Here is a 25,822-nt window from a genome sequence, read left to right on the forward strand (position 1 = left end):
ATCCGCATCCGGACAATGGCCGCGCCATTCGCGCCTATGAGAAGGCCGGCTTCAGGGCCATCGGCCGCAGACAATCGGAATATGGGGACGTCGTGCTGATGGCCGTCGATGCGGCCGAGACCGACACGGAGGAGGGGGACTGACCGCATGACCGCATCGGGGCAAGACAAGACGCTTTCCGCCTATGAAGACTCGTGGCGCATGGGCCTTCTGCTCGTGCTCGCTCTGGTGATTTTCCAAGCCGGCGTTCTCTATGGCATGGGTCACCCGCCGATCTGCACCTGCGGCTATGTCAAGCTCTGGCACGGCGTGGTGAACAGCTCGGAGAATTCACAGCACATCACCGACTGGTATACCTTTTCGCACATAATCCACGGCTTCCTGTTCTACGCGCTGGCCTGGTTCCTGTTCCCGCGCTCGCCGGTCGGGCTCAGGCTGGCCTTTGCCGTCCTCATCGAAGGCGGCTGGGAGATTTTGGAAAATAGCCCCTTCATCATTGACCGCTACCGCTCCGGCACCATCTCGCTCAACTATTACGGCGACAGCGTCATCAACTCGGTGTCCGACACGCTGTTCATGGTGTTGGGATTTGTGATGGCGCGAAAGCTTCCTATATGGGTGATCGTGGCCCTGGCGCTCATTTTCGAGTTCGGCACGGGCTACATCATCCGGGACAATCTGACGCTCAACGTGATCATGCTGCTGCATCCGTTCGAGTCCATCAAGCAGTGGCAAAGTGGAATTTGAGTAGTATGAGCACCTTCTCTCCCCGCGAAATCGTTTCGGAACTCGACCGCTTCATCATCGGCCAGAAGGACGCCAAGCGCGCCGTGGCCATTGCCTTGCGTAACCGCTGGCGCCGCCAGCAGCTCGAAGGCCAGATGCGCGAAGAGGTGATGCCGAAGAACATCCTGATGATCGGCCCGACCGGCGTCGGCAAGACCGAGATCTCGCGCCGCCTGGCGCGCCTCGCCGGCGCGCCCTTCGTCAAGGTCGAGGCCACCAAGTTCACCGAGGTCGGCTATGTCGGCCGCGACGTCGAGCAGATCGTGCGCGACCTCGTCGAGGTCGCCATCGGCCTGACGCGCGAGAAGATGCGCGAGGACGTCAGCGCGCGCGCCCAGGTCAACGCCGAGGAGCGCGTGCTGGAGGCGCTTGTCGGCAAGACGGCGAGCCCGACCACGCGCGACAGCTTCCGCAAGAAACTGCGCGACGGCGAGCTCGACGACAAGGAGATCGAGATCGAGGTGGCCGACACCGGCACCGGCGGCATGCCGGGCTTCGAGATTCCCGGCATGCCGGGCGGCAATATCGGCGTGCTCAACATCAACGACATGCTGTCGAAGGCGATGGGCGGCCGCAGGACCAAGATGCGCAAGACGACGGTGCGCGACTCCTATTCGCTGCTGGTCAATGACGAGTCCGACAAGCTGCTCGACCAGGACGAGGTGGTGCGCCGGGCGCTGGAATCGGCCGAGAATGACGGCATAGTCTTCATCGACGAGATCGACAAGATCGCCTCGCGCGAGGGCGGCGTCGGCGCCGGCGTTTCACGTGAAGGCGTGCAGCGCGATCTGCTGCCGCTGGTCGAAGGCACGACGGTTGCGACCAAATACGGGCCGATCAAGACGGATCATATCCTGTTCATCGCCTCGGGCGCGTTCCATGTCTCCAAGCCCTCGGACCTGCTGCCGGAGCTGCAGGGTCGCCTGCCGATCCGCGTCGAGCTGCGCGCGCTGGAGAAGGAGGACTTCGTCCGCATCCTCACCGAGACTGAGGCCAGCCTCATCAAGCAGTACATCGCGCTGATGAAGACCGAAGGCGTCGATCTCGTCTTCACCGACGATGCCATCGATTCGCTGGCCGGCATTGCCGTCGAGCTCAACGCCAGTGTCGAGAACATCGGCGCCAGACGCCTGCAGACGGTGATGGAGCGCGTCCTGGACGAGATTTCCTACGATGCGCCGGACCGCCACGGCACGGCGGTCACCATCGACGCCGGCTATGTGCAGAAACATGTCGGCGACCTGTCGCGCAACACCGATCTGTCGCGGTTCATCCTCTAACCGCGAAGCTTGGCGATGTGTGGCCAGATGGTACCATCTGGCCACCTTTCGTTCCGGCGGCAGCTTGCCTTGTCTCGACTCTCCCGGCCGCTTTACCTAGGTTGCCGCCGATTCCGAAAGCAATTTCAGGAAAAGTGCGCAGCGGTTTTCCATCCGAAATTGCATAAAAACAAATAGTTGGGGTGGACCGGCGGTAGCTGGGCCGCTCCAGGGCGGCGGCGCATGAAGAAACGCGTACTTATCTTCCTCGGCCTGGCATTGGCGGCGGCGGTGGCAACCGCCAACGCGGCGACCATGGTGCCGCCGGGCAACCGCAACGGCGTGCAGCCTGATATTCCCGGCGCCTCCAGCCGGCGCACCCAGGCCACCAGCACCACCTTCCAGGCCAAGTACCGCAAGGTCTATGCGCTGTTGCAGAACGATGCCGAGCTGCGCGCCAAGATCAGGAAGGCGGCGGCGGCCTACGGCATCGATCCGATGCATATCGTCGGCGCCATCGTCGGCGAGCACACCTACAATGTCGATGCCTACGACCGGCTGCAGACGTACTACGTCAAGGCGATGTCTTATCTGTCGAGCAAGCTCACCTTCGCCTATGAAGGCGAGGACGTCAGCGATTTCGTCCAGCGGCCGGAGTTCAAGAAATGCGCCGGCATCAGCGACAGCTATGACCTTTGGGAATGTCGCGAGCAGGTCTGGAACCATTCCTTCCGCGGCAAGACGGTCGACGGGACAAGCTTCCCCAACGACCGCTTCGGCGCCACCTTCTTCCAGCCCTACTATGCCGGCCAGACCTTCGGCCTCGGCCAGCTCAACCCGCTGACGGCCCTGCAGATGAGCGACCTCGTGCACAAGGTCTCCGGCCTGCCCGAGCTCGACGTCAACGATCCGAACACCGTCTACAAGACCATCATGGATCCGGACCTCACGCTGCCTTACGTCGCTGCGACCATCAGGAAGTCGATCGACGCCTACAGAACCATCGCCGGCTTCGACATCTCGCACAATCCGGGCCTGACCGCCACGCTCTACAATGTCGGCAATCCCGAGCAGCGCGCCTATGCGCTGAAGGAGGAGAACGAGAAGCGCCGCGCCGCGGGCGAGCCGGAAAAGCTGCCCGAGGAGAACTATTACGGCTGGCTGGTCAACGACAAGCTGGACGAGCTGAAGGCGCTGTTCTAGCGCTGAATTCAGGAGGGTTCAGTTACCTTCCGAGGCCAAAAACGCCTCGAACTTGCGCAATTCCTCCGGGTCAGCCTCGACCGTGTGGCGCGGCTCCGGATAGGCGCCGGACTGGATGTCTTCGGCATATTCGCGGAAGGCGGCGATGCGCTCGTTCTGCAGGCGATCGAATTCCGCCGCGAAGTCGCGGTAGCGCTTGGCGTGGCGCGGATAGCGGCCGCGATTGCTCCCGAGCACGTCTTCCGAGAACAGATATTGCGCGTCGCAGCCGGCGCCCGCGCCCATCGAGATCATGATCAGCGGCGTGCGCCGCGAGATGGCGCTTGCGACGCCGGCCGGCACCACCTCGATCTCGGCGGCGAAGGCGCCGGCCGCTTCGAGGTCCTTGACCTGCTTCCACACGAAGGCAGCGCTTTCGGCCGTCTTGCCGACCGCCTTGAAGCCGCCCGTCCAGGTCGCATGCGCGGGGATCAGGCCGACATGGCCGCAGACCGGAATGTACTCGTCGCGCAGGCGGCGGATGGTCTGCAGGCTGGCCGAGCAATACATGGCGTCGGCGCTGGCCGCGCGCAGCTTCACCGCCATGCGCAGGATCTCGTTTGTGGTGGCGCCCAGCTTTATGCGTTCGTCGCCGGGAATGGCGAAGCAGGTGGGCGCTGCGTCGCGAAATCGCGGATCGAGCATCACATCATAGGGAACCGAGATGAGGTCGATGCCGGCGCGCTCGGCGGCCTCGGCCTCCTCCAGCGAAAAGACGCGCAGCTTCGAAAGCTGGCGCTTGCCCTTCATCGACTGCAAATCGGCGACGGTCGGTCTGCTGCGTGCCATATCGCTAGATCCCTCAATGCCGGTTGGAGAGGTGGACTACGCCGCCAGCAGCGACTTCAGCTTGACCGTTTGCGAGCCGAGCGCCTCCGGCGCCGGGCTTGCCCCCTTCGCGATCAACATCTCCGCCAGGCGGATATCGCGCGCCACGGCATTGCCGGGACCGATGCCGCTGGCGGCGACCAGCCTGCCGTCTTCCGCCAGGTGGAACAGGATGAAGGCGCCGTCATCGAGGTCGCGTCGGACGGTGCTTTTGCCTTCGTCCGAAAGCCCGGCGATCTGCAGCGTGAGCCCGTACTGATCCGACCAGAACCATGGCACCGCGGCATGCGCCTCGTTGGCGCCCAGCATGTTCTTCGCGGCTAAAGCGCCCTGTTCCTGCGCATTGCGCCAGGCTTCCAGCCGCACGCGCCGCCCGCCATAGACGGCGAGCGGAAATGAGCAGCAGTCGCCTGCGGCGAAGATATCCGGATCCTCGCTGCGCAGCGTGTCGTCGACCGCGATGCCGTTGTCGATCGCCAGTCCCGCTTCGGCGGCGAGCGCCGTCACCGGCACGGCGCCGATGCCGATCACCGCGAGATCGGCGACAACCTCCTGCCCGTCTGCAAGCGCGATGCGAACCTCGGCGCCATTATCGGCAATGGCCGTGATGCCTTGACCGGTGAGGACCTTCACACCCTCGGCCTCGTGCGTCTTGTGGATGATTTCGGCGATCTCGCTAGGTACGCCGCGCATCAGGATGCGCGGCTGCGCTTCGAGCACCGTGACGGTGGCGCCGAGCTTGCGCGCCGAGGCGGCAAGCTCGAGGCCGATGAAGCCGCCACCGATGATGGCGACGCGATTTCCCGCGCTGAGATGGGCGCGGATCGCGAGCGCGTCGTTGAAGGTCCTTAGATAGACGCAGCGTCCGCCCAGGCCCGGCATCGGCAGCTTGCGCGGCACGGACCCGGTGGCGAGCAGCAGCTTGTCGTAGGGAAGCGAAGAGCCGTCCGAGAGCAGCACGACAAGCGCGGCGCGGTCGATTGCCACGGCCCGGACGGAATGGATGTGACGGATCGAGCGCTCGGCCAGAAGCTCGTCGCTGGCGATCGCCTTGATGACCGGCGCCTCGCCGGTCATCGCCTCCTTCGACAGCGGCGGCCGCTCATAGGGCAGATGCGGCTCGTCGCCGACCAGCGTCACCGGCCCTTCGAAACCGAGGTCGCGCAGGGCGAGCGCGGCGCGCCCGCCGCATTCGCCGGCGCCGATGATGACCATTCCTCCCGCCATCGCCGTCACCCGACCTGAATGAGGACTTTGCCCCCGTCGACCTTGACCGGATAGGTCTTGAGGTTGACGCACACCGGCGCGCCGCGCGCGTCGCCGGTCTTGTAGTTGAAGCGGCCATTGTGCTTCGGGCATTCGATGATGTCGTCCATCACCAGCCCGTCGGCGAGATGCACCTTCTCGTGCGAACAGAGGCCGTCGGTCGCGAAATACTCGTCGTCCGGGCTGCGATAGACCGCGTAGGTACGGCCGGCATGATCGAACCGCATCACATCCTCTTCGTCGATGTCTCCGGCCGCGCAGGCCTCGACCCAGTCGCTCATGTCGTCCTCCAGCGAAGATTTGATAGCCGGCTTGCGTCGGCACCGGTCATTCGGCCGCGGTCGCCGCCGGATTGTCGTTGTGCAGCTCTTCCCGATAGGGCTTCGCCGTCGGCGGCAGCTCGCGCTTGATGAAATAATCCTCGTTGCGCAACTGGCGCAGGAAGGCGGGGATCATCTCGCGATAACCGGCCAGGATCGACGGCGTCGGCGCCGGCAGGTCGTGCTTGATCAGCTCGTGCAGCTTGGGCAGCGCGTGATAGGGCACCATCGGGAACATGTGGTGCTCCACATGGTAGTTCATGTTCCAGTAGATGAACCGGCTGACCGGGTTCATGTAGACGGTGCGGCTGTTCAGGCGGTGGTCGATGACATTCTCGGCGAGACCGCCATGCTGCAGCAGTCCCGTCATCACATGGTGCCAGGCGCCATAGAGGCGGGGCAGGCCGACGAGCATCAGCGGCAGCCATGAATGAAGATAGAGCGCCAGCGCGATGGTGGCGACATAGATGGCGAGCCAAATGCGGGCGGCGCGGATGGCCTTCGGCTGTTCTTGTTCCGGAATGAAGGTCTTTTCCGAGGCGCTGATGACGCCGGCGGCGTTGCGCACCATGTCGGTCATCGCGTGCCAGACGTCGAGAATGCCGAAGAAGTTCAGGACCAGGCGCAAAAGGTCCGGCGGCCGCATGACGGCGATCTCCGGGTCGCGGCCGACGATGATGGTGTCGGTGTGGTGGCGCGTATGGCTCCAGCGCCAGGTCACCGGATTGCGCATGATCATGAAGCAGGCGATCTGGTAGACGGCGTCGTTCATCCACTGGGTGCGGAAGGCGGTGCCGTGGCCGCATTCGTGCCAGCGGGAATCCGTCGAGGAACCGTAGAGCGTGCCATAGACGAAGAAGAACGGCACGCACCACCACGTGCCCCAGAACCAGGCCCCGCCCGCGCCGCTGAGGATCAGCACGCCGAGCCAGATGACGGTGTCGTGGATCGCCGGCTGGTCGGAGCGCTGCATCAGCTCCTTCATCTGCTTGCGCGGGATCTCGGTGTGGTACCACTCGGCCGCCGAAAGCCCCTTCTCGACCGCGCGCTTGGCATCGCGGCCGGTCAGGCTGTAGTCGCGTCCGGACAGCGCCGGAGACGTGATTGCCGTCATTTCGGGTTCCTCCATCAGCACGTGGCGAATGGCTCTCTGCGGTGCCGGGTTCGCGCATGGCTGGCTTCGACTTCACCATAGCGCCAAGGCATGATAGTCTCAACATCACAAAGATAGTTTCTATCATTTCCTATCAAGATGAGTTATTCTGAATCGGTCAGAGAAGGAGCGATCATGGCAAGGCGGCCGACCATCACCGATCTCGCGCGCGTTTCCGGCGTCAGCGTCGCCACCGTCGACAGAGTGCTGAACAATCGCTTGCCGGTGCGCGAGGAAACCGCCCGCCGCGTCTACGAGGCCGCGACCGATATCGGCTATCACGCCGCCGGCTTGATCAAGCGGCGCATGCGCCAGGAAATGCCGGAATACCGCCTCGGCTTCCTGCTCCTGAGGGGCAACGATGTCTTCTACGGCGATTTCGCGCGGGAGCTCGAACTGGCGGTCTCGCAGTCGCAACGCTTCCGTGGTGTCGCGACCATCGATTTCGCCGGCTCGCTGGCGCCCGACGAGATTGCCGGCCAGATGCGCAGGCTGGCGGCGAAATCGAGAGCCATCGCCGTCGTCGGTCCGGACCATCCGACGCTGACGGCGGTGGTCGAGGCGTTGAAGGCGAGGGGGCAGCCGGTCTTCTCGCTGCTGTCCGACTTCGCCGCCGGCATCCGCGAGGGCTATGTCGGGCTCGACAACCGCAAGGTCGGGCGCACGGCGGCCTGGATGATCGCCAAGGCGGCGAAGAAGCCCGGCAAGGTCGCGCTCTTCGTCGGCAGCCACCGTTTCCACGGCCATGAATTGCGCGAGATCGGCTTCCGCTCCTATTTCCGCGAACACGCGCCGGACTTCACGGTGCTGGAGACGCTGGTCAATCTGGAAGCCAACCAGGTGACGCATGACGCGATGCTCGACCTTCTGGCCCGGCATCCGGATCTTGCCGGCTGCTACGTCGCCGGCGGCGGCATGGAAGGCGCGGTCTCGGCACTGAGGACGGCGAAGCCGGCAAGCATGCCGGTGGTCATCTGCAACGAGATCAATGCCGAATCGCGCGCAGCCCTTGCCGACAACATCCTCACCATGGTGATCTCGACGCCTCTGGCGGCGCTGTGCCGCGAGCTTGTCGGACTGATGGCGCATGCCATCGAGAGCGGCGCCGCCAATGCGCCGGGGCAGACTTTCCTGCCCTTCGACATCTATCTGCCCGAGAACATCTGAGCCGCGTCCTCCGGGTTGGTGATGTAATCCATCAGGCTGATAAGATTTTGTCACGGTTCTAACAGGCGGCAAAATCCGGTCCAAGGCCGGCGATCCTCGGGCCGAGCCTCCGCCTGGCGCCGTGCGGGAATGAAAATCCGGAGCCTTCATTCCGAATCGCCCTTGACGACTCCAGGCGAAATGGAATAAATATTTCACCAACTAGGCATTTTGGTTCTTTCGTTCCGGAACATCTGTTTCAAACAGAGGATCAGGCGTTCCACTGCGCAGTGAAAACGCCGTCGGAATGGACGCAGGGAGAGATTCCCCGGAGAGATCGGGGATTCCGGTTCAATCGGTGCAGCCGGACACCAAGTGGAGGAGAAATAAAATGAAGAAACTGCTTTTGGGCGTCGCGCTATCGGCGCTGATGAGTTCGTCCGCCTTCGCCGCCAAGATCGGCGTTTCGATGGCTCTTTTCGACGACAACTTCCTGACCGTGCTGCGCAACGGCATGATCGCGCAGGCCAAGGGCATGGATGGCGTCCAGCTGCAGGTCGAGGACGCGCAGAACGACGTCGCCAAGCAGCTCGACCAGATCAAGAACTTCGCCGCTTCGGGCGTCGACGCCATCATCGTCAACCCGGTCGACACTTCGGCCACGCAGGCGATGTCGGACGCGGCCGCCGCGGCCAAGATCCCGCTGGTCTATGTCAACCGCGAACCGGTCAATGTCGATGCGCTGCCCGACAACCAGGCCTTCGTCGCTTCGAACGAGGCTGAATCCGGCACGCTCGAGACCAAGGAAGCCTGCCGCCTGTTCAAGGAAGCCGGCAAGAAGGAAGCCAATGTCTATGTCATTATGGGCGAGCTTTCCAACCAGGCCGCGGTGCAGCGCACCAAGGATATCGATGAAGTGATCGCCACGCCGGACTGCAACTTCATCAAGATCATCGACAAGCAGACCTCGAACTGGAAGCGTGACGAGGCGCAGAACCTGATGACCAACTGGCTGTCGTCCGGTAAGCCGTTCGACGGCGTCATCGCCAACAACGACGAGAGCGCCATCGGCGCCATCCAGGCGATGAAGGCCGCCAACATCGACATGAAGTCGGTCGTGGTCGGCGGCGTCGACGCCACGCAGGACGCGCTGGCCGCGATGCAGGCGGGCGATCTCGACGTATCGGTCTTCCAGGACGCGGCCGGCCAGGGTGCCGGCGCCCTCGACGCGGCGCTGAAGCTCGCCAAGGGCGAGAAGGTGGAACACAAGGTCTATATCCCGTTCCAGCTCGTCACGCCGGCGAACATCGACAAGTTCCTGAAGAAGAACTGAGGCTGCGCCAGCGCAATTCCAGGAAAAGGTTTCCGTACGGAATTGCGTGAAGACAAACCCAGGAGCGGCGCTCCGACGCATCGGACTGGCTGAAATCGGCTGCTGACAAGCGGCGCCGCTCCCTTCCTTCTCCCACCCACCGGGCGGGAGAACGGGCGCGGTCATTCGGAGGAAGAAGACGTGTCACAGACATCGCATGGCATTGGCGGGTTGAGCTATGACGCCAAGAAGCGCCCCTGGCCTGCCGAGTTCAACGTGTTCCTGGCGCTGGTCATTCTGGTCGGCGCGTTCGAGCTTATCGGCCGCGTCTTCCTCGGCGACAGTTTCCTGTTCAACACCCGCGAGAACGTCGACGCGATCTTCAACGAGCAGCGCCTGCAGATCATCATCCTGCAGGTGTCGATCGTCGGCATCATCGCCATCGGCGTCACGCAGGTCATCATCTGCGGCGGCATCGACCTGTCATCGGGCTCGATCGTCGGCGCCACCGCCATGATCGCCATGAGTTTCGCGCAGGTTGCGACCGTCAACGGCAATCCCAACCCCAAGGCCATGTTCATCGCCTATGGCTGGACCGACTTGCCGGTCATCGTGCCGCTGCTGGTCGCGGTCGGCTGCGGCCTGATTGCCGGCCTGATCAACGGATCCCTGATCGCCTTCACCCGCATTCCGCCCTTCATCGCCACGCTCGGCATGATGGTCACGGCGCGCGGCATCGCCAAATGGTGGTCGAAGGGCCAGCCGATCTCGTTCCCGACCGACAGCTTCGCCGCCATCGGCAAGGGGCTGATGCCGGTCATCATCTTCATTTCGCTGGCGATCCTGTTCCAGCTTATCCTGAGCTATACCAGATACGGCAAGCACTGCTATGCCATCGGCTCCAACGAGGACGCCGCGCGCATGTCCGGCATCAAGATCGCCAACCACAAGGTGCTGGTCTATGTGATTGCGGGCATCCTCGCCTCGATCGCCGCGGTGGTGCTCTCCTCCAAGAACCTCACCGCCCAGGCCGGTATGGGCGTGATGTACGAACTCGACGCGATCGCCATGGCGGTCATCGGCGGCGTCTCGCTGTCGGGCGGCCGCGGGTCCATCATCGGCACCGTGATCGGCTCGCTGATCTTCGGCGTCATCATCTCCGGCTTCACCTTCCTGCGCCTCGACGCCTACTACCAGGAGATGGTCAAGGGCGTGATCATCGTCGGCGCAGTCGTTCTCGATCAATGGCGCCAGCGCCGCCGGGCGATAGGAGCTTGACCATGTCCGACATCGTTCTGAAGACCGAAAACCTCACCAAGCACTATGGCGGCGTGCACGCGCTGCAGGAGGCGAATTTCGAGCTGCGCAAGGGCGAGCATGTCGCCATCATGGGCGACAACGGCGCCGGCAAGTCGACCTTCGTGCGCCAGATCACCGGCGTCGAGCAGCGCACCGACGGCAAGATCTGGTTCGACGGCAAGGAAGTGAACTTCGCCGGCCCGATCGAGGCGCGCGAGGCCGGCATCGAGACGGTGTTCCAGAACCTCGCTTTGGCCGACGACCTCGACGTGCCGTCGAACCTGTTCCTCGGCCGCGAGAAGGTGCTGTTCAACCTCGGCCCCTTCTCGATCCTCGACCGCAAGGCGATGCGCAAGGCGACCGAGGCGGCGCTGGTGCGCACGGCGGTGAAGATCCCGAACCTCTCCAGCACCATCCGACACATGTCGGGCGGCCAGCGTCAGTGCGTGGCGATCGCCCGCACCGCGACCTTCGCCTCCAAGCTGATCATCATGGACGAGCCGACGGCGGCGCTTGGCGTGCAGGAGACCGCGCAGGTCGAAAATATCATCCGCACGCTGAAGGCCAATGGCGAGCCGCTGATCCTGATCAGCCACAACATGCGCCAGGTGTTCGACCTGGTCGACCGCATCGTCGTCTTCCGCCGCGGCCGCATCGTCGCCAATTTGCGCAAGCAGGACACCGACGGCAACGACATCGTCGCCTATATCACCGGCGCCAAGACCGGACAGGCGGAGCTTCAGGCCGCCTGACAGGGGCGCCACGACGGGATCACCAAATCGTCCGTGCCAAGAGGCGCGGACATGCCTTTAAAAACCACCCTCGAAGGACATTCCATGACTCTCCGCTTCGCTCTCCTCGGCGCCGGCCGCATCGGCAAGGTGCATGCCCGCGCCGTTGCCTCCAACCCGCAGGCCAAACTGGTGGCCGTAGCCGACGCCTTCGAGAAAGCGGCGACGGAGCTCGCCTCCGCTTACGGCGCCGAGGTGCGCACGATCGACGCCATCGAGAAGGCCAAGGACATCGACGCCGTCATCATCTGCACGCCGACCGACACTCATGCGGACCTGATCGAGCGCTTCGCCAAGGCAGGCAAGGCGATCTTTTGCGAGAAACCGATCGATCTCGACGCCAAGCGCGTCGAGCAGTGCCTGGCCGTGGTCGAGAAGGCCGGCGCCACGCTGATGGTCGGCTTCAACCGCCGCTTCGATCCGCATTTCGCCGCCGTCCGCAAGGCGATCGACGACGGCGCCATCGGCGATGTCGAGATGGTCACCATCACGTCGCGCGATCCGGGCGCCCCGCCGCTCGATTACATCGCCCGCTCGGGCGGCATTTTCCGCGACATGACCATCCACGACTTCGACATGGCGCGCTTCCTGCTCGGCGAGGAGCCGGTCGCCGTCAGCGCCCACGCCTCGGTGCTGGTCGACAAGAAGATCGGCGACGCGGGCGATTTCGACTCGGTCAGCGTCATCCTGGAAACCGCGTCCGGCAAGCAGGCGGTCATCTCCAACTCGCGCCGCGCCACCTATGGCTACGACCAGCGCATCGAGGTGCACGGCTCGAAAGGCATGGTCGCAGCCGAGAACCAGCGGCCGGTGTCGATCGAGCTCGCCAACGACAAGGGCTACACCCGCCCGCCGCTGCATGACTTCTTCATGACCCGCTACATCGACGCCTATGCCAACGAGATCGCGGCGTTCATTGCCGCGGCAACCGCGGGCAAGAAGGCGGCGCCGAGCGGCAAGGACGGGCTGATCGCGCTGAAGCTGGCCGACGCCGCCTTGCAGTCGGCCAAGACGGGCAAGACCGTCCGCGTCGATTGAACTGTTTGGATACTATTACAGGAGCAGAGCGATGAACGGTTTGGCCGGCCGCAATTCGGAAACGCGCGCTATCGTCACCGGCGGAGCGCAGGGCATCGGCTTCGCGGTTGCTGAAGCCTTGGTTGACGAGGGCTGCCGCGCGCTGGCGCTGGTCGGCCGCTCGCAGGAGAAGGGCGACAAAGCGGTCGCCGCCCTAAAGAAGAGCGGCGTCGACGCCATCTTCATCAGTGCCGACGTCGCCAACGTCGGCGATTGCAAGCGCGCAGTGGCTACCGCGCTCAGCCATTTCGGCACGCTCAACGCGCTGGTCAACGCCGCCGCCACCTCGGCGCGAGGATCGTTGATCGAAACCACCGAAGAGGTCTTCGACCAGATCTTCGACACCAATGTACGCGGCCCCTTCTTCCTGATGCAGGGTCTCGTCGCGCATCTTCTGGAGCGCAAGGCGCCGGGCTCGATCGTCAACGTGCTGTCGATGTCGGCGCATGCCGGCCAGTCCTTCCTGACGCCCTATTCGACCAGCAAGGGCGCGCTGATGACGCTGACCAAGAATGTCGCCAGTTCCTACCGGCAGAACCGCATCCGCTGCAACGCCGTCCTGCCCGGCTGGATGGACACCGAAGGCGAGGCGATCGTGCAGAAGAAGTGGCACGACGCGCCGGACGACTGGCTGGAAAAGGCCGAGGCCGCGCAGCCAATGGGCCAGTTGGTCAAGCCGGCGCAGCTCGCCCGGCTGATCACCTATATGCTGAGCCCGCAGGCCGGCGTCATGACGGGTTCGCTGGTCGACTACGACCAGAACATTGCAGGCGTGATCGGCGAGTAGGGCCTAGCCAATAGCCCTGGGCGGATCGTTCCCCATCCATTCGGACGTTGGCGCCGCCCCTCATCCCCCTGCCGGGACCTTCTCCCCGTATAGCGACGGGGAGAAGGGGCTGGCCGCGACGTTGGCGATTGCCGAAATCGCCGGCGAGAGCGTCCCTCTCCCCGTTGCAACGGGGAGAGGATGCCGGCAGGCAGGTGAGGGGCGGCGCCGACACCGGTAATTGGCGATGCCGAGCGAGGCCGTCGTCGTTTCAGGCGAGCAGCTTCATGAGACAGGTGACAATCGCCCCAGCTTCGACTATATGAGCCGCATGATCCACCTGACCGCCTCGTTTTGGTACTTTTACTACGACAGCTCGCTGGCGGCGGGAGGATTGCGCTCGATCTGAAGATTGCAGCATCTAAATCCGAAAAGCCGCCAGACCTGGCGGCTTTTTCGTTTCAGCCGGCAGGTCTCCTAACCAGGAGCAGAAAGCCGTGTTGACCACCACAGACGACCTTCGGGTCAAGGAACTCAAAGTCCTGAGCACGCCGGACGACGTGATGCGCGAGATACCGCGCTCGCTGACGGCGACGCGCACCGTTGCCGCCTCACGCAACGCCATCCATTCCATCCTGACGGGGGCCGACGATCGACTGGTAGTCATTGTCGGCCCTTGTTCCATCCACGATCCGGTCGCCGCCGTGGACTACGCCAGCCGTCTGGCGGCGCTGCGCGAGGCCCTGGCGGACCGGCTCGAGATCGTCATGCGCGTCTATTTTGAGAAACCGCGCACCACGGTCGGCTGGAAGGGCCTGATCAACGATCCCGACCTCGACGGCAGCTTCAACATCGACAAGGGTTTGCGCATGGCGCGCAACGTGCTGTCGGCCGTCAACAATCTCGGCCTGCCGGCGGCGACCGAGTTCCTCGACATGACGACGCCGCAATACATCGCCGACCTCGTTGCCTGGGGCGCCATCGGCGCGCGCACGACCGAAAGCCAGATCCACCGCGAGCTCGCGTCCGGTCTCTCCTGCCCGGTCGGCTTCAAGAACGGCACCGACGGCAATTTGCGCATCGCCGGCGAAGCGGTGAAGTCGGCCGCCCAGCCGCATCATTTCATGGCGGTGACCAAGGGCGGCCGCAGCGCGATCGCCGCGACCACCGGCAACGAGGATTGCCACGTCATCCTGCGCGGCGGCGTCGTGCCGAACTATGATGCGGCAAGCGTCGATGCCGCTGCGGCGGAGCTCGCCCGCATCGGCGTCGCGCCGCGGCTGATGATCGACGTCAGCCACGCCAACAGCGGCAAGAAGCCGGAGAACCAGCCCAAGGTCACGCATGACGTGGCGGGGCAGGTAGCGGCGGGCGACGAGCGTATCATCGGCGTCATGATCGAGAGCAATCTCGTCGCCGGCCGGCAGGATGTCGTGCCCGGCAAGCCGCTCACCTACGGCCAGAGCATCACCGACGGCTGTATCGACTGGGCGACCACCGAGACGGTGCTGCACGGCCTCGCCGGCGCCGTCGAATGGCGCCGGTCGGTGAAGCGCGAGATGCTCGCCAGCCGCCAGGGCGCCGCCTGATGCCTCGCCCTTCTCCCTTGTGGGAGAAGGTGGATCAGCGCGCAGCGCCGAGACGGATGAGGGGTGCTGGAAGGAACGCGGCGTGCGCCTTTTTAGGCTCACGCCGCCCTCAGCCCTTCCCATGCGGTGAACACCGAAACCGCAAACAAAAGCAGCCCGGCCGCGCGCCCGGCAAAGGCGGTTGCTCCCGGGTTGTCGACCAGCAGCGCCCGGCTGCGGCCGGCGGTGATGGCGAGCCCGCCATAGATCGCCGCCTGCGTGGCGACCGTCAGCAACCCCATGATTGTCGCCTGCACCCAGATCGGACCGTAAGCCGGCTTCAGGAATTGCGGATAGACGGCAAGGATGAAGAGATAGGCCTTCGGATTGATCAGGCACGTCACAAGCCCCTGGCGAAAGGCTTTCCAGGCCGAACGGCTCCCCGTGGGCCCGTCATTGCCGACGGTGATCGAGCTGCGCATCAGCGAAATGCCGATATAGGCCATATAAGCGGCGCCGACGACCAGAAGCGGTTTGAACAGGACCGGCACGAAATGCATGAGCAGGCCGACGCCGATCGCGCCGTTCAGTGTATGCACCGCGCCGCCGAGCATGATGCCGCCGGTCGCCGCCAGACCCCGATCACGGCCGCCGGTCAGCGCATTGGCCAGCACGAACAGCATGTCCATGCCCGGAACGGCGATGATGCCGAACAGCAGGATGAAGAAAAGCCAGAGGTTTTCCGTGTAGCTCATGTCAGTTGCTTGTCGCTCCGTCGGCCAAGGAGTTCAGGAATCTGTTGATTTTCAAGCGTATAGGCGGCCCTATAGGCCACCCCAACTGACGGGGGTGTGTCAGTTGCCTTCATGGTGGGTGAGGAAATGCGCAAGGCCTCGCGCCTGTTCGAGATCATCCAGATCCTGCGGCTGGCCCGAAAGCCGGTAACGGCGGCGGCGATCGCCGAGCGGCTGGAAGTGACGGTGCGCTCGGTCTATCGCGACATCGCGGCATTGCAGGCGATGCGCGTGCCGATCGAGGGCGGGCGCGGTATCGGCTACATCCTGCGCCCTGGCTTCGACCTGCCGCCGCTGATGTTTTCGATCGAGGAGATGGAGGCGATCGTGTTGTCGCTGGCGCTGCTCGAACGCACCGGCGACGACGAGCTCAAGCAGGCCGCAAAACGGGTCGGCGCCAAGATCGCCGGCGCGGTGCCGCCGCCCTTGCGGCAGACGCTCGACGCCAACGCTCTGCATGCCTGGGGTTTTGCCGCGCCCTCGGCTGCTGCGGTCGATCTGGCGCTCGTGCGGCGCGCCATCCGCGACGAGGAAAAGCTCGACCTTGCCTATCGAGACGAGGCGGGCCGTGACACACAGCGCACCGTCCGGCCGATCGCGCTGATCTACTATGCCGAGACCGCCAACATCGTCGCTTGGTGCGAGCTGCGCCAGGCCATCCGCAATTTCCGCAGCGACCGCATCGAAGACTGCCAGCCGACCGGCCTATGGTTCAAGGGCGAAGGCGATCGGCTGCGGCAGGTCTGGGTGGATGGCTGGGAGATCAATGCAGCGGCCGCCGGCAACTGACGCATCGCCGGGCGGTCCGGCAGATTACCTCACATCCATCCAGCGCTGTTCCTGGAACGAGCGCGCCATCGCATGCACGGTGCGCTCGATCTCCAGCCCTTCGTCGAAATCGATGATCCGCGCCGGCCTGCCGGCGATCCGCATCAAGAGTTCGCGGCATTCGATCATCTTGAGGTCGTTGAAGCCGAGGCCATGGCCGGGCGCCGGCAGGAAGGAATCGTAGGGCTTGTGATGCGGCGCCACCAGGATGGTGCGGTAGCCTTGCTCGGTTGGCCGGTCGGCGGTGAGATAAAGCTGGAATTCGTTCATCCGCTCCTGGTCGTAGAGGATCGAGCCCTTCGAGCCGAAGATCTGGATGGCGATGCGGCCCTTGCGTCCCCAGGCCGAGCGGTTGACCAGCAGCGTGCCGGCGACGCCGTTTTCGAGATGCATCAGCACGCTGGCAATGTCGTAGGTTTCGACCGCGCGGCGGCCGCCGGAAGCGACTTTCCGGTCGGCATAAGGCTTGACCATATCGCACATGACGCGGGCGACGCGGCCGAACAGCACCTTGATCAGCGACAGCGGATGGACGGCGAAATCGTCGAGCACACCATAGCCCGAGGCCGCCTCATGCTTCCAGAAGAACGGCGCGTCGGGATCGGCCATGAAATCCTCGTCCATCTCGATGCGCACGAGATTGACGTCGCCGATGATCTTTTCCTGAAGCAGCGCGCCGATATGGCGGATGGCCGGGTTCTGGATGTAGTTGTAGCCGAGCGCCGCCACCTTGCCCGATGTCTTCGCCGCCTTTGCCATCGCCTCGGCCTCGGCGAAACCCGGCGCCATCGGCTTCTCGCACCACAGATGCTTGCCGGCCTCCAGGATGGCGATCGCCATTTCGGGATGGAACTGGTTGGGCGTGGTCAGCGACACGACATCGACCTCCGGATCGTTGACCACGGCGCGCCAGTCGCCGGAACCCTTGGCGAAGCCGAACTCGCCCGCCTTGCGTTTTGCGAGCTCGTCATTGACTTCACCCAGATGCACCAGCTTCGGCTTCTCGACATCGGGAAAGACGGCGCCGACCGCGTTCCAGGCGATGGCGTGGCACTTGCCCATGAAGCCCGTGCCGATGAGGCCCACTCCGACCATGTCGATTGTCTCCATTGAAGAGAAAGAGAAGCATGGATGAATTAATCCATTTCACTTGAGAATGGAACGTCCAAATCATTTTTTATGGTGTTCTTGCGCGAACTCGCTATGATGAGGCAGGAGAGAGAGCTTTCAATATGGCCGTGGGCGGAGCGACGATGGACGAACGGGTGCCTCGCGATTTCGAGACGTTGCGCACGACGATCCTGGAGCGTCGGCACAGCCTGCCCAAGCGCATCGCCCAGATCGCCGCCTATGCGCTCGACAATCCCGATGACATCGCCTTCGGCACCGCCGCAAGCATCGCCGCCTCGGCCGGCGTCCAGCCCTCGACGCTGATCCGCTTCGCCCAGCAACTCGGCTTCGACGGCTTTACCAGCCTGCAGCAGGTCTTTCGCGAGCGCCTGCGCGAGCGCAATTCCTCCTATGACGAGAGGCTCGCGGCACTGCGCGCCAAGGCCGAGGAAGGTGCCGGGCACCGGGCGATCTTCGACGGCTTCGTCGCTGCCGCCAGCACCTCGCTCAGCGACATTTCGCGCGCGTTGAACGATGTGCATTTCGAAGAGGCCGTCAACTTGCTGGCGAAAGCCGAGACCATCTATGTGCTGGCCAAGCGCCGCTCCTATCCGGTCGCGTCCTACATCGCCTATGCGCTGGGCAAGCTCAAGATCCGCAACCAGTTGATCGAATCGGCTGCCGGACTGAACGCCGAGATGATCGGCTTCGCCACGCCGCGTGACGCCGTCATCGCCATCAGCTTCTCGCCTTACGCGCCGGCGACCATCGAAGAGACGCGCTCGATCGCCGAGCAAGGCGTGCCGATCGTCGCCATCACCGACTCATCGTTTTCGCCGCTCGCCCAGTTCGCCAAGATCTGGTTCGAGGTGGCCGAAGCCGATTTCGGCGGCTTCCGCTCGATCTCGGCGACGATGGCGCTCGCCATGGCGCTGACCGTCGCGGTCGGCGAGAAGCGGCGCGACGCCGGCCGCAAGCGCAAGTCCTGACCGCCTCGCGTCAGCGTTTTTCCATCCGGGAATGCTCATTCCATATTGACTATGGATTGGAATTATTATTTCATATTGACGGCGCCACGCTGCCGTCCTCGCGTGCTGCCCACAACGACGCTGCTCTGCACAACAAGGCCGATGGGAGGTTCGAATGGGCGAAGCCGTGGAAGCGAAATATCCGCCGCTCGACGTCATCACGATCGGCCGCGCCTCGGTCGATCTCTATGGACAGCAGATCGGCTCGCGCCTGGAGGACATCACCTCCTTCGCCAAGTCGGTCGGCGGCTGCCCGGCCAATATTTCCGTCGGCACGGCAAGGCTCGGCCTGCGCTCGGCGCTGCTCACCCGCGTCGGCGACGAGCAGATGGGCCGCTTCATCCGCGAGCAGCTTCGGCGTGAGGGCGTCTCGGTCGACGGACTGAAGACCGACAAGGAGCGGCTGACCGCGCTCGTCCTGCTTTCCGTCGAGGACGAAGGCGTCTCGCCGATGATTTTTTATCGCTCCGACTGCGCCGACATGGCGTTGGCGGAAGAGGACATCGATGAAGCCTTCATCGCCTCGGCCCGCGCCGTCGTCGTCACCGGCACGCATTTCTCTCGCCCCAACTCGGACGCCGCGCAGCGCAAGGCGATCCGCCTCATGAAGGCCAAAGGCGGCAAGGTGGTCTTCGACATCGACTACCGTCCGAACCTCTGGGGCCTCGCCGGCCATGCCGAAGGCTTCGAGCGTTACGTCAAATCCGATCGCGTCTCGGCGCAGCTGAAGACCGTGCTGCCCGATTGCGATCTCATCGTCGGCACCGAGGAGGAGATCATGATTGCGTCGGGCGCCGACGATTGCCTGAGCGCGCTGAAGACGATCCGCTCCTTGTCCGCGGCCACCATCGTGCTCAAGCGCGGCGCCAAGGGCTGCATCGTCTATGACGGGCCGATCAGCGACGACCTCGAGGACGGCATCGTCGGCAAGGGTTTCCCGATCGAGGTCTACAACGTGCTCGGCGCCGGCGACGCCTTCATGTCCGGCTTCCTGCGCGGCTGGCTGGGCGGCGAAAGCTTTGCCACGGCCGCCACCTGGGCCAACGCCTGCGGCGCCTTCGCGGTGTCGCGCCTGCTCTGCGCCCCGGAATATCCGACCTTCGAGGAACTGCAGTTCTTCCTGAAGCACGGCAGCAAGCATCTGGCGCTGCGCAAGGACGAGGCGATCAACCACATCCATTGGGCGACGACGCGGCGGCGCGACATTCCCTCGCTGATGGCGCTCGCCTGCGATCATCGCATCCAGCTGGAGGACGTCGCGGCTAGAGTCGGCGCCGATGCTGCGCGCATCCCCGACTTCAAGGTGCTCACGGTCAAGGCGGCGGCCAAGGTCGCCGCCGGCCGCGACGGCTACGGCATGCTGATCGACGAGAAATATGGCCGCGACGCGATGTTCGAATTCGCCCGCCATCCCTTCGCCTGGCTCGGCCGCCCGGTCGAGTTGCCTGGCTCGCGGCCGCTACGCTTCGAATTCTCGCAGGATATCGGCTCGCAACTGGTCGAATGGCCGGTCGACCACTGCATCAAATGCCTGTGCTTCTATCGCCCGGACGATCCGGAAGCGCTGAAGACCGAGCAGCAGCAGAAGCTGCGGGCCCTGTTCGAGGCGGCGCGGAAAGTCGGCAGGGAACTTCTCGTCGAGATCATCGCCGGCAAGCACGGCAAGCTCGACGACACCACCATTCCGCGCGCGCTTGAAGAGCTCTATGCGCTGGGCATCAAGCCCGACTGGTGGAAGCTCGAGCCGCAGGCGTCCGCCAACGCCTGGGCGAAGATCGAGCAGGTGATCGTCAAGAACGACCCATGGTGCCGCGGCGTCGTGCTGCTCGGTCTCGAGGCGCCGCAGGACGAGTTGGTCGCGGCCTTTGCCGCAACGAGCAATGCGCCCATCGTCAAGGGATTTGCCGTCGGTCGCACCATCTTCATCAACGCCGCCGAACAATGGCTGGCCGGAAAAATGTCGGACGACGAGGCCGTCGCCGACATGGCCTCGCGCTTCGAGCAACTGACCGAGGCATGGCTTGCCGCGCGCGGCCGTAAAGCAGCATAAGAAGGCGGCCGCATAACAAGACGGCACAAGGAAAGCCGGAGGAAAACGACAATGACCAAGACCGTTCGCCTGACGATGGCGCAGGCGCTGACCCGCTTTCTGTCCCGCCAGATGACGGAGATCGACGGCAGACGAGTGCCGATCTTCGGCGGCGTCTGGGCGATCTTCGGCCATGGCAACGTCGCCGGCATCGGCGAGGCGCTCTACCAGGTGCGCGACGAGCTGCCGACCTTCCGCGCCCATAACGAGCAAGCGATGGCGCATGCGGCGATAGGCTACGCCAAGGCGAATTTCCGCCGCCGCTTCATGGCCGCCACCACTTCGATCGGCCCCGGCGAGCTGAACATGGTGACGGCGGCAGCCCTCGCCCATGTCAACCGGCTGCCGGTGCTTCTGCTCCCCGGCGATGTCTTCGCCAACCGCCTGCCCGACCCGGTGCTGCAGCAGGCCGAGGATTTCTCCGACGGCACGGCGAGCGTCAACGACTGCTTCCGCGCCGTCTCACGCTATTTCGACCGCATCACGCGGCCCGAGCAGATCATCCCGGCGCTGAACCGCGCCATGCAGGTCCTGACCGATCCGGCCGAATGTGGCCCGGTCACGCTCTCGCTCTGCCAGGACGTGCAGGCCGAGGCCTATGATTATCCCGAAAGCCTGTTCGCTGAGCGCGTCTGGACGCCGCGCAGGGTTCGCCCGGATCGCCACGAGCTGGCGAACGCCGTCGCGGCGCTGAAGGGCGCCAAGAAGCCGCTGGTGATCGCCGGCGGCGGCGTCCTTTATTCGCAGGCTTCGGGAGAACTGGCCAAGCTGGTGCAGGGCGCCGGCATTCCGGTCTGCGAGACGCAAGGCGGCAAGTCTTCGCTCTCCGACGATCATCCGCTCAACATGGCGGCGGTCGGCGTCACCGGCACCTCAGCCGCCAACCGGCTGGCCGAGGAAGCCGATGTCGTGCTCGCCGTCGGCACCCGGCTGCAGGATTTCACCACCGGCTCCTGGGCGTTGTTCAAGAATGCCGGCCGCACCATCATTGGGCTAAATACCCAGGTCTTCGACGCCGGCAAGCACTGGGCGCTGCCGCTGGTCGCCGACGCGGCCGAAGGCCTGGCCGAACTCAGTGCCGCGCTGAAAGGCTGGAAGGCGCCAACCGCCTGGACCGACAATGCGCTGAAGGGCAAGAAGGACTGGCAGGCCGCCGCCGCCAAGGTCACGGCCTCGACCAATGCCGCCTATCCCTCGGACGCGCAGGTGATTGGCGCCGTGCAGCGCGCCATGGGCTCCGGCGTCACCTTGCTGCATGCCGCCGGCGGTCTGCCGGGCGAATTGCACAAGCTCTGGCAGGCGGGCGCGCCCGGCTCCTACCACGCCGAATACGGCTTCTCGACCATGGGCTATGAGATCGCCGGTGGCCTCGGCGTCAAGATGGCCAAGCCCGATCAGGAGGTCGTCGTCATGGTCGGCGACGGCTCCTATTTGATGCTCAATTCCGAGATCGCGACTTCGGTGATGCTCGGCCTGAAACTCACCATCGTGCTGCTCGACAACCGCGGCTATGGCTGCATCAACCGGCTGCAGATGGCGACCGGCGGCGCCAACTTCAACAATCTGCTCAAGGACGCGCGCCACGAGGTGATGCCCGACGTCGACTTCGCCGCCCACGCGGCAAGCCTCGGCGCCGTCGCCGAGAAGGTGGCGTCGATAGCCGAGCTGGAGACGGCGCTGGCCAAGGCGAAGCAAAACAGCAAGACCACCGTGCTGGTCATCGACACCGATCCGCTGGTGTCGACCGAGGCCGGCGGCCATTGGTGGGATGTCGCCGTGCCGGAAGTCTCATCGCGGGCACAGGTAAACGCCGCGCGCAAGGCGTATGAGGGCAAAAAGCAGATGCAGAGCATCGGTGACTAAAGCCGGCGCCGCCAACTCCCTACCTCCCCCTTGTGGGGAGGTCGGACCCGAAAGTCCGGGTGGGGGTCGGCGCCGCATCCCACCCCGCTGCTGCGCAGCGACCCTCCCCACAAGGGGGAGGGTAGGCACGAACCTGATACTGGAGTGACGACTTGAAAGCCAAACTGGGCATGTCCCCCATCGCGTGGTGGAATGACGATCTCGTGGAATTGAGCGATGACGTGTCGCTGGAGGAGTGTCTGCGCCAGTCGCGCTCGGCGGGCTTCACCGGCATGGAGATGGGCCGCCGCTTCCCCAACGATCCGAAAGTGATGCTGCCGATCCTGAAGGAAGCCGACGTCACGCTCTGCGGCGGCTGGTTCTCCGGCACGCTGGTCAACGAGGACCTGGCCAGGAACAAGGATCGTATCCAGCCGATGATCGACCTGTTCAAGGCGGTCGACGCGCCCTGCATCGTCTATGGCGAGGTCGGTCGTTCCATCCAGGGCGACCGCTCCAAGCCTCTGGCCACCAAGCCGAAGCTCACCGGTGACGAGATGAAGGCCTATGGCCGTCGCGTCACCGAATTCGGCGAATGGTGCGCCGATCAAGGCATGCCGCTCTCCTATCACCACCACATGGCGGCTGTGGTCGAGACCGAGCCGGAGCTCGATTCCTTCATGCGCCATTCCGGCGAAGGCATCCCGCTGTTGCTCGATGCCGGCCATCTCGCCTTTGCCGGCGGCGACGTGCTGCGCGCCATCGACAACCATCACAAGCGCATCAACCACGTCCATGTGAAGGATGTGCGCATGGGCGTCATCGACAGCCTCGACCGCACGAAACAGTCCTTCCTCGATGCCGTGGCGCTCGGCGCCTTCACCGTGCCGGGCGACGGCTCGCTCGATTTCGGCGCCATCGTGCAGAAGTTCGCCGACCACGGCTATGAAGGCTGGTTCGTGGTCGAGGCCGAGCAGGACCCGAAGAAGAACCCGCCGCTCAAGATGGCGCAGGTCGGGCACAAGGAACTGATGCGGGTGATGACGGCCGCCGGCTATACGGTGGAGACGCAAGGCTTCCCGGCGTAAACGGTGGATTTGCCATGGCGCGCGGTTTATCCGTTGCGCTTTGGGCAGATCCTGGATTGGCGCGATGAAAGACTATGAGCACCCCTTCTTCCGGCCATTGTGGCGACGCATCGCCGTCGTGGCCGTCTGTTTGATCTGGTCGGTGATCGAATTCGCCTCCGGCACGCCCTTCTGGGGCGTCATCGCGCTCGGCTTCGCCGGCTACGCGGTGTGGCAGTTCTTCTACCTCTACAAGCCGGCCGAGGAGAACAAGGCCGGCCCCGAACCGAAGGAGTGACCGCAATGTCGAAACTGCTCGTCAAGGCCGACAAGGGCCACGGCCACGTCGCCCACGTCACCCCGCAAAGCGCCGGCTGGACTTATGTCGGTTTCGATCTCCACCGCTTGCGGCCGGGCGAGACCGCAGCCGGCAAGACGGGCGATCGCGAGGTCTGCCTGGTCTTCGTTACCGGCAAGGGCAAGACATCCGCCGGCGGCAAGGATCTCGGCCTGCTCGGCGAGCGCATGTCGCCCTTCGAGGGCAAGCCCTGGTCGGTCTATGTGCCGCAAGGCTCCGACTGGTCGGTGACCGCCGACACCGAGCTGGAGCTCGCCGTCTGCTCGGCGCCGGGCCTTGCCGGTGGTCTTCCCGTCCGCGTCATCGGGCCTGACGATCTCGGCCAGGAAGTGCGCGGCAAGGGCACCAATACCCGCTACGTTACCAACATCCTGCCCGAGGGTAAGCCGGCCGACTCGCTGCTGGTGGTCGAGGTCATAACTCCCGGTGGCCACACCTCCAGCTATCCGCCGCACAAGCACGACCAGGACAATCTCCCCGCGGAGTCCTATCTCGAGGAGACCTATTACCACCGCCTCAATCCGCCGCAGGGCTTCGCCTTCCAGCGCGTCTACACCGATGCCGACAGGAACGGCGTGCGCGATCTGGACGAGGCGATGGCGATCGAGGACGGCGATGTCGTGCTGGTGCCGAAGGGCTATCACCCGTGCGCGGCCTGCCACGGCTACGATCTCTACTACCTCAACGTCATGGCCGGCCCGAAGCGGACGTGGAAATTCCACAACGCGGCCGAGCACGAATGGCTGATGAAGGCCTGAGCTCTTTATGACGCTCAACTTGTTGGTCCAGCTCGGGAAAATCGTCGGCTAAGGACCGCCAGGGGTTGTTTGCCTTCGAAAACCCATGAAAGCTTCGTCAATCCGTCATGGAAATCACCTATGGCAGCGGTCTGACGAGGACTTTCCATGCGCTACGCCATCTATTTCACCCCACGGCAGGACGAGCCGCTGGCGCGCATCGCCGCCAATTGGCTTGGCCGCGATCCCTTCGGCGCGGCGACGCGCCCGGTCGAGGCCGTAGGTGAGCTGTCGGCGGCGGAAGTCGCTTTCCACACGGCTTCGGCCAGGCGCTACGGCTTCCATGCGACGCTTAAGGCGCCGTTCGGGCTGGCTTCGAATGAGACGGAAGCCTCGCTGCGCGCCGCCCTCGATAGTTTCGCCGAGGCGACGCCGCCGGTCGTCATCCCGCGCCTCGTTGTCGGCCAGATCGACGGCTTCTTCGCCCTGGTGCCTGAAACTCCGTTCGAGCCGCTCAACAGCTTCGCCGGCGAGGTCGTGCGCGCCTTCGACCGCTTCCGCGCGCCGCTGACCGAAGCGGAGATCGAGCGGCGCAGCCCCGATTCCCTGAAGCCGCAGGAATTCCGCAACCTGTGCCAGTGGGGCTACCCTTACGTCTTCGAGACGTTCCGCTTCCACATGACGTTGTCGGGACGCGTCGGGCCACAGGAAAGCCCACGTCTTCGTGCAGCAATCGACAGCCTGTTCGCGGATGTGCTGCAGCGTCCGGTACCGGTGGATGCGCTGACATTGTTCGTCGAAACCGAGCCCGGCGCGCCGTTTATGGCGCTTTCCCACCATGCGCTTGGGCGCCGCCCGGCCAGAAAGACCGCCTGATTTGACCGCCTGATATGATCGCCCAAAATGATCGCTTGAAATAGGACTGCTGAAATGACCGCCGAGACCGTTTTGAACAACGCCCGCATCGTGCTGCCCGACGAGATCGTCGAGGGCTCGCTGCTGCTGCGCGATGGCCAGATTGCCGCGATCGAGCCGGGCGCCGCCCGCGCCGGCGAGGACATGGGCGGCGACTACATCATCCCGGGTCTGGTCGAGCTGCACACCGACCACCTCGAAGGCCACTACGCGCCGCCCCCGAAAGTGCGCTGGAACCCGA

Annotated in this window: 25 protein-coding genes and 2 pseudogenes; 21 read left to right on the top strand and 6 right to left on the bottom strand. The window is 64.4% G+C overall.

Features of this window, described 5'->3' with window-relative positions:
- The 4 genes and pseudogenes from EOA29_RS42755 to EOA29_RS02975 all read left to right on the top strand — a co-directional run.
- A pseudogene (locus tag EOA29_RS42755) lies at positions 1-143 on the top strand (N-acetyltransferase); the annotation flags it as partial.
- 4 nt (positions 144-147) lie between these two features.
- Positions 148-747 carry a DUF2585 domain-containing protein gene (locus EOA29_RS02965; protein WP_126090833.1) on the top strand — a complete coding sequence of 200 codons (600 nt, stop codon included), beginning with the start codon at positions 148-150 and terminating at the stop codon, positions 745-747.
- A 5-nt stretch (positions 748-752) separates the two neighbouring features.
- Positions 753-2,066 (top strand): ATP-dependent protease ATPase subunit HslU, encoded by a 1,314-nt coding sequence (gene hslU, locus EOA29_RS02970; RefSeq protein ID WP_126090832.1) that lies wholly within the window; start codon positions 753-755, stop codon positions 2,064-2,066.
- A gap of 222 nt (positions 2,067-2,288) precedes the next feature.
- Positions 2,289-3,248, top strand: a complete 960-nt coding sequence (locus EOA29_RS02975) for a DUF1402 family protein (RefSeq protein WP_126090831.1) — start codon at positions 2,289-2,291, stop codon at positions 3,246-3,248.
- An 18-nt stretch (positions 3,249-3,266) separates the two neighbouring features.
- Here EOA29_RS02975 and EOA29_RS02980 read toward each other — a convergent pair whose 3' ends face one another.
- Genes EOA29_RS02980 through EOA29_RS02995 form a run of 4 tightly spaced genes read right to left on the bottom strand, consistent with a single transcriptional unit; the run spans position 3,267 to position 6,815 of the window.
- The gene (locus EOA29_RS02980; protein ID WP_126090830.1) at positions 3,267-4,076 is read right to left on the bottom strand and encodes a 3-methyl-2-oxobutanoate hydroxymethyltransferase; all 810 of its coding nucleotides are present in this window, start codon (positions 4,074-4,076) and stop codon (positions 3,267-3,269) included.
- A gap of 36 nt (positions 4,077-4,112) precedes the next feature.
- Positions 4,113-5,330, bottom strand: coding sequence for an FAD-dependent oxidoreductase (locus EOA29_RS02985; protein WP_189350614.1), 1,218 nt, complete (start codon positions 5,328-5,330; stop codon positions 4,113-4,115).
- Between the two features lie 17 nt (positions 5,331-5,347).
- The gene (locus tag EOA29_RS02990) at positions 5,348-5,662 is read right to left on the bottom strand and encodes a MocE family 2Fe-2S type ferredoxin (protein WP_126090828.1); all 315 of its coding nucleotides are present in this window, start codon (positions 5,660-5,662) and stop codon (positions 5,348-5,350) included.
- 46 nt (positions 5,663-5,708) lie between these two features.
- On the bottom strand, positions 5,709-6,815 hold the full coding sequence (locus EOA29_RS02995) for a fatty acid desaturase family protein (RefSeq protein ID WP_126090827.1): 1,107 nt from the start codon (positions 6,813-6,815) through the stop codon (positions 5,709-5,711).
- 174 nt (positions 6,816-6,989) lie between these two features.
- Here EOA29_RS02995 and EOA29_RS03000 point away from each other — a divergent pair, with 174 nt between their 5' ends.
- From EOA29_RS03000 to EOA29_RS03030, 8 genes are all read left to right on the top strand, one after another.
- Positions 6,990-8,021: a LacI family DNA-binding transcriptional regulator gene (locus EOA29_RS03000; RefSeq protein WP_126090826.1), complete on the top strand. Its 1,032-nt coding sequence runs from the start codon at positions 6,990-6,992 to the stop codon at positions 8,019-8,021.
- 370 nt (positions 8,022-8,391) lie between these two features.
- Positions 8,392-9,333, top strand: a complete 942-nt coding sequence (locus EOA29_RS03005; protein ID WP_126090825.1) for a sugar ABC transporter substrate-binding protein — start codon at positions 8,392-8,394, stop codon at positions 9,331-9,333.
- A 180-nt stretch (positions 9,334-9,513) separates the two neighbouring features.
- A complete protein-coding gene (locus EOA29_RS03010; protein WP_126090824.1) occupies positions 9,514-10,590 on the top strand; it encodes an ABC transporter permease in 1,077 nt (358 codons plus the stop codon).
- Between the two features lie 2 nt (positions 10,591-10,592).
- A complete protein-coding gene (locus tag EOA29_RS03015; RefSeq protein WP_126090823.1) occupies positions 10,593-11,363 on the top strand; it encodes an ATP-binding cassette domain-containing protein in 771 nt (256 codons plus the stop codon).
- An 84-nt stretch (positions 11,364-11,447) separates the two neighbouring features.
- Positions 11,448-12,440, top strand: a complete 993-nt coding sequence (gene iolG / locus EOA29_RS03020; protein WP_126090822.1) for an inositol 2-dehydrogenase — start codon at positions 11,448-11,450, stop codon at positions 12,438-12,440.
- Positions 12,441-12,471: 31 nt separating this feature from the next.
- Positions 12,472-13,266, top strand: a complete 795-nt coding sequence (locus tag EOA29_RS03025) for an SDR family oxidoreductase (RefSeq protein WP_126090821.1) — start codon at positions 12,472-12,474, stop codon at positions 13,264-13,266.
- 226 nt (positions 13,267-13,492) lie between these two features.
- Positions 13,493-13,654, top strand: coding sequence for a hypothetical protein (locus EOA29_RS41120; protein WP_189350434.1), 162 nt, complete (start codon positions 13,493-13,495; stop codon positions 13,652-13,654).
- 88 nt (positions 13,655-13,742) lie between these two features.
- Positions 13,743-14,834, top strand: a complete 1,092-nt coding sequence (locus EOA29_RS03030) for a 3-deoxy-7-phosphoheptulonate synthase (protein WP_126090820.1) — start codon at positions 13,743-13,745, stop codon at positions 14,832-14,834.
- 98 nt (positions 14,835-14,932) lie between these two features.
- Here EOA29_RS03030 and EOA29_RS03035 read toward each other — a convergent pair whose 3' ends face one another.
- Entirely contained in the window at positions 14,933-15,568 is a 636-nt protein-coding gene (locus EOA29_RS03035; RefSeq protein ID WP_126090819.1) for a LysE family translocator, read from the bottom strand.
- A gap of 126 nt (positions 15,569-15,694) precedes the next feature.
- Here EOA29_RS03035 and EOA29_RS03040 point away from each other — a divergent pair, with 126 nt between their 5' ends.
- Positions 15,695-16,396, top strand: a complete 702-nt coding sequence (locus tag EOA29_RS03040; RefSeq protein WP_126090818.1) for a YafY family protein — start codon at positions 15,695-15,697, stop codon at positions 16,394-16,396.
- A gap of 24 nt (positions 16,397-16,420) precedes the next feature.
- Here the strand turns inward: EOA29_RS03040 and EOA29_RS03045 are convergent, their stop codons facing one another.
- Positions 16,421-17,530, bottom strand: coding sequence for a Gfo/Idh/MocA family oxidoreductase (locus tag EOA29_RS03045; protein WP_126090817.1), 1,110 nt, complete (start codon positions 17,528-17,530; stop codon positions 16,421-16,423).
- 158 nt (positions 17,531-17,688) lie between these two features.
- Between EOA29_RS03045 and EOA29_RS03050 the strand changes: the two genes are divergently transcribed.
- The 8 genes and pseudogenes from EOA29_RS03050 to EOA29_RS03085 form a co-directional block, all read left to right on the top strand.
- Positions 17,689-18,534 (top strand): MurR/RpiR family transcriptional regulator, encoded by an 846-nt coding sequence (locus tag EOA29_RS03050; protein ID WP_189350432.1) that lies wholly within the window; start codon positions 17,689-17,691, stop codon positions 18,532-18,534.
- 154 nt (positions 18,535-18,688) lie between these two features.
- Positions 18,689-20,623: a 5-dehydro-2-deoxygluconokinase gene (gene iolC / locus EOA29_RS03055; protein WP_126090815.1), complete on the top strand. Its 1,935-nt coding sequence runs from the start codon at positions 18,689-18,691 to the stop codon at positions 20,621-20,623.
- A 51-nt stretch (positions 20,624-20,674) separates the two neighbouring features.
- The gene (iolD, locus tag EOA29_RS03060; protein WP_127220194.1) at positions 20,675-22,525 is read left to right on the top strand and encodes a 3D-(3,5/4)-trihydroxycyclohexane-1,2-dione acylhydrolase (decyclizing); all 1,851 of its coding nucleotides are present in this window, start codon (positions 20,675-20,677) and stop codon (positions 22,523-22,525) included.
- Between the two features lie 152 nt (positions 22,526-22,677).
- Positions 22,678-23,592: a myo-inosose-2 dehydratase gene (gene iolE / locus EOA29_RS03065; protein ID WP_126090813.1), complete on the top strand. Its 915-nt coding sequence runs from the start codon at positions 22,678-22,680 to the stop codon at positions 23,590-23,592.
- Between the two features lie 64 nt (positions 23,593-23,656).
- Positions 23,657-23,869: a DUF3329 domain-containing protein gene (locus tag EOA29_RS03070; RefSeq protein ID WP_126090812.1), complete on the top strand. Its 213-nt coding sequence runs from the start codon at positions 23,657-23,659 to the stop codon at positions 23,867-23,869.
- Between the two features lie 5 nt (positions 23,870-23,874).
- Positions 23,875-24,687: a 5-deoxy-glucuronate isomerase gene (iolB, locus tag EOA29_RS03075; RefSeq protein ID WP_126090811.1), complete on the top strand. Its 813-nt coding sequence runs from the start codon at positions 23,875-23,877 to the stop codon at positions 24,685-24,687.
- Between the two features lie 147 nt (positions 24,688-24,834).
- The gene (locus EOA29_RS03080; protein ID WP_126090810.1) at positions 24,835-25,542 is read left to right on the top strand and encodes a DUF1045 domain-containing protein; all 708 of its coding nucleotides are present in this window, start codon (positions 24,835-24,837) and stop codon (positions 25,540-25,542) included.
- 54 nt (positions 25,543-25,596) lie between these two features.
- A pseudogene (locus EOA29_RS03085) lies at positions 25,597-25,822 on the top strand (alpha-D-ribose 1-methylphosphonate 5-triphosphate diphosphatase); the annotation flags it as partial.

It is taken from the genome of Mesorhizobium sp. M1E.F.Ca.ET.063.01.1.1, assembly GCF_003998155.1.
Lineage (GTDB): Bacteria > Pseudomonadota > Alphaproteobacteria > Rhizobiales > Rhizobiaceae > Mesorhizobium.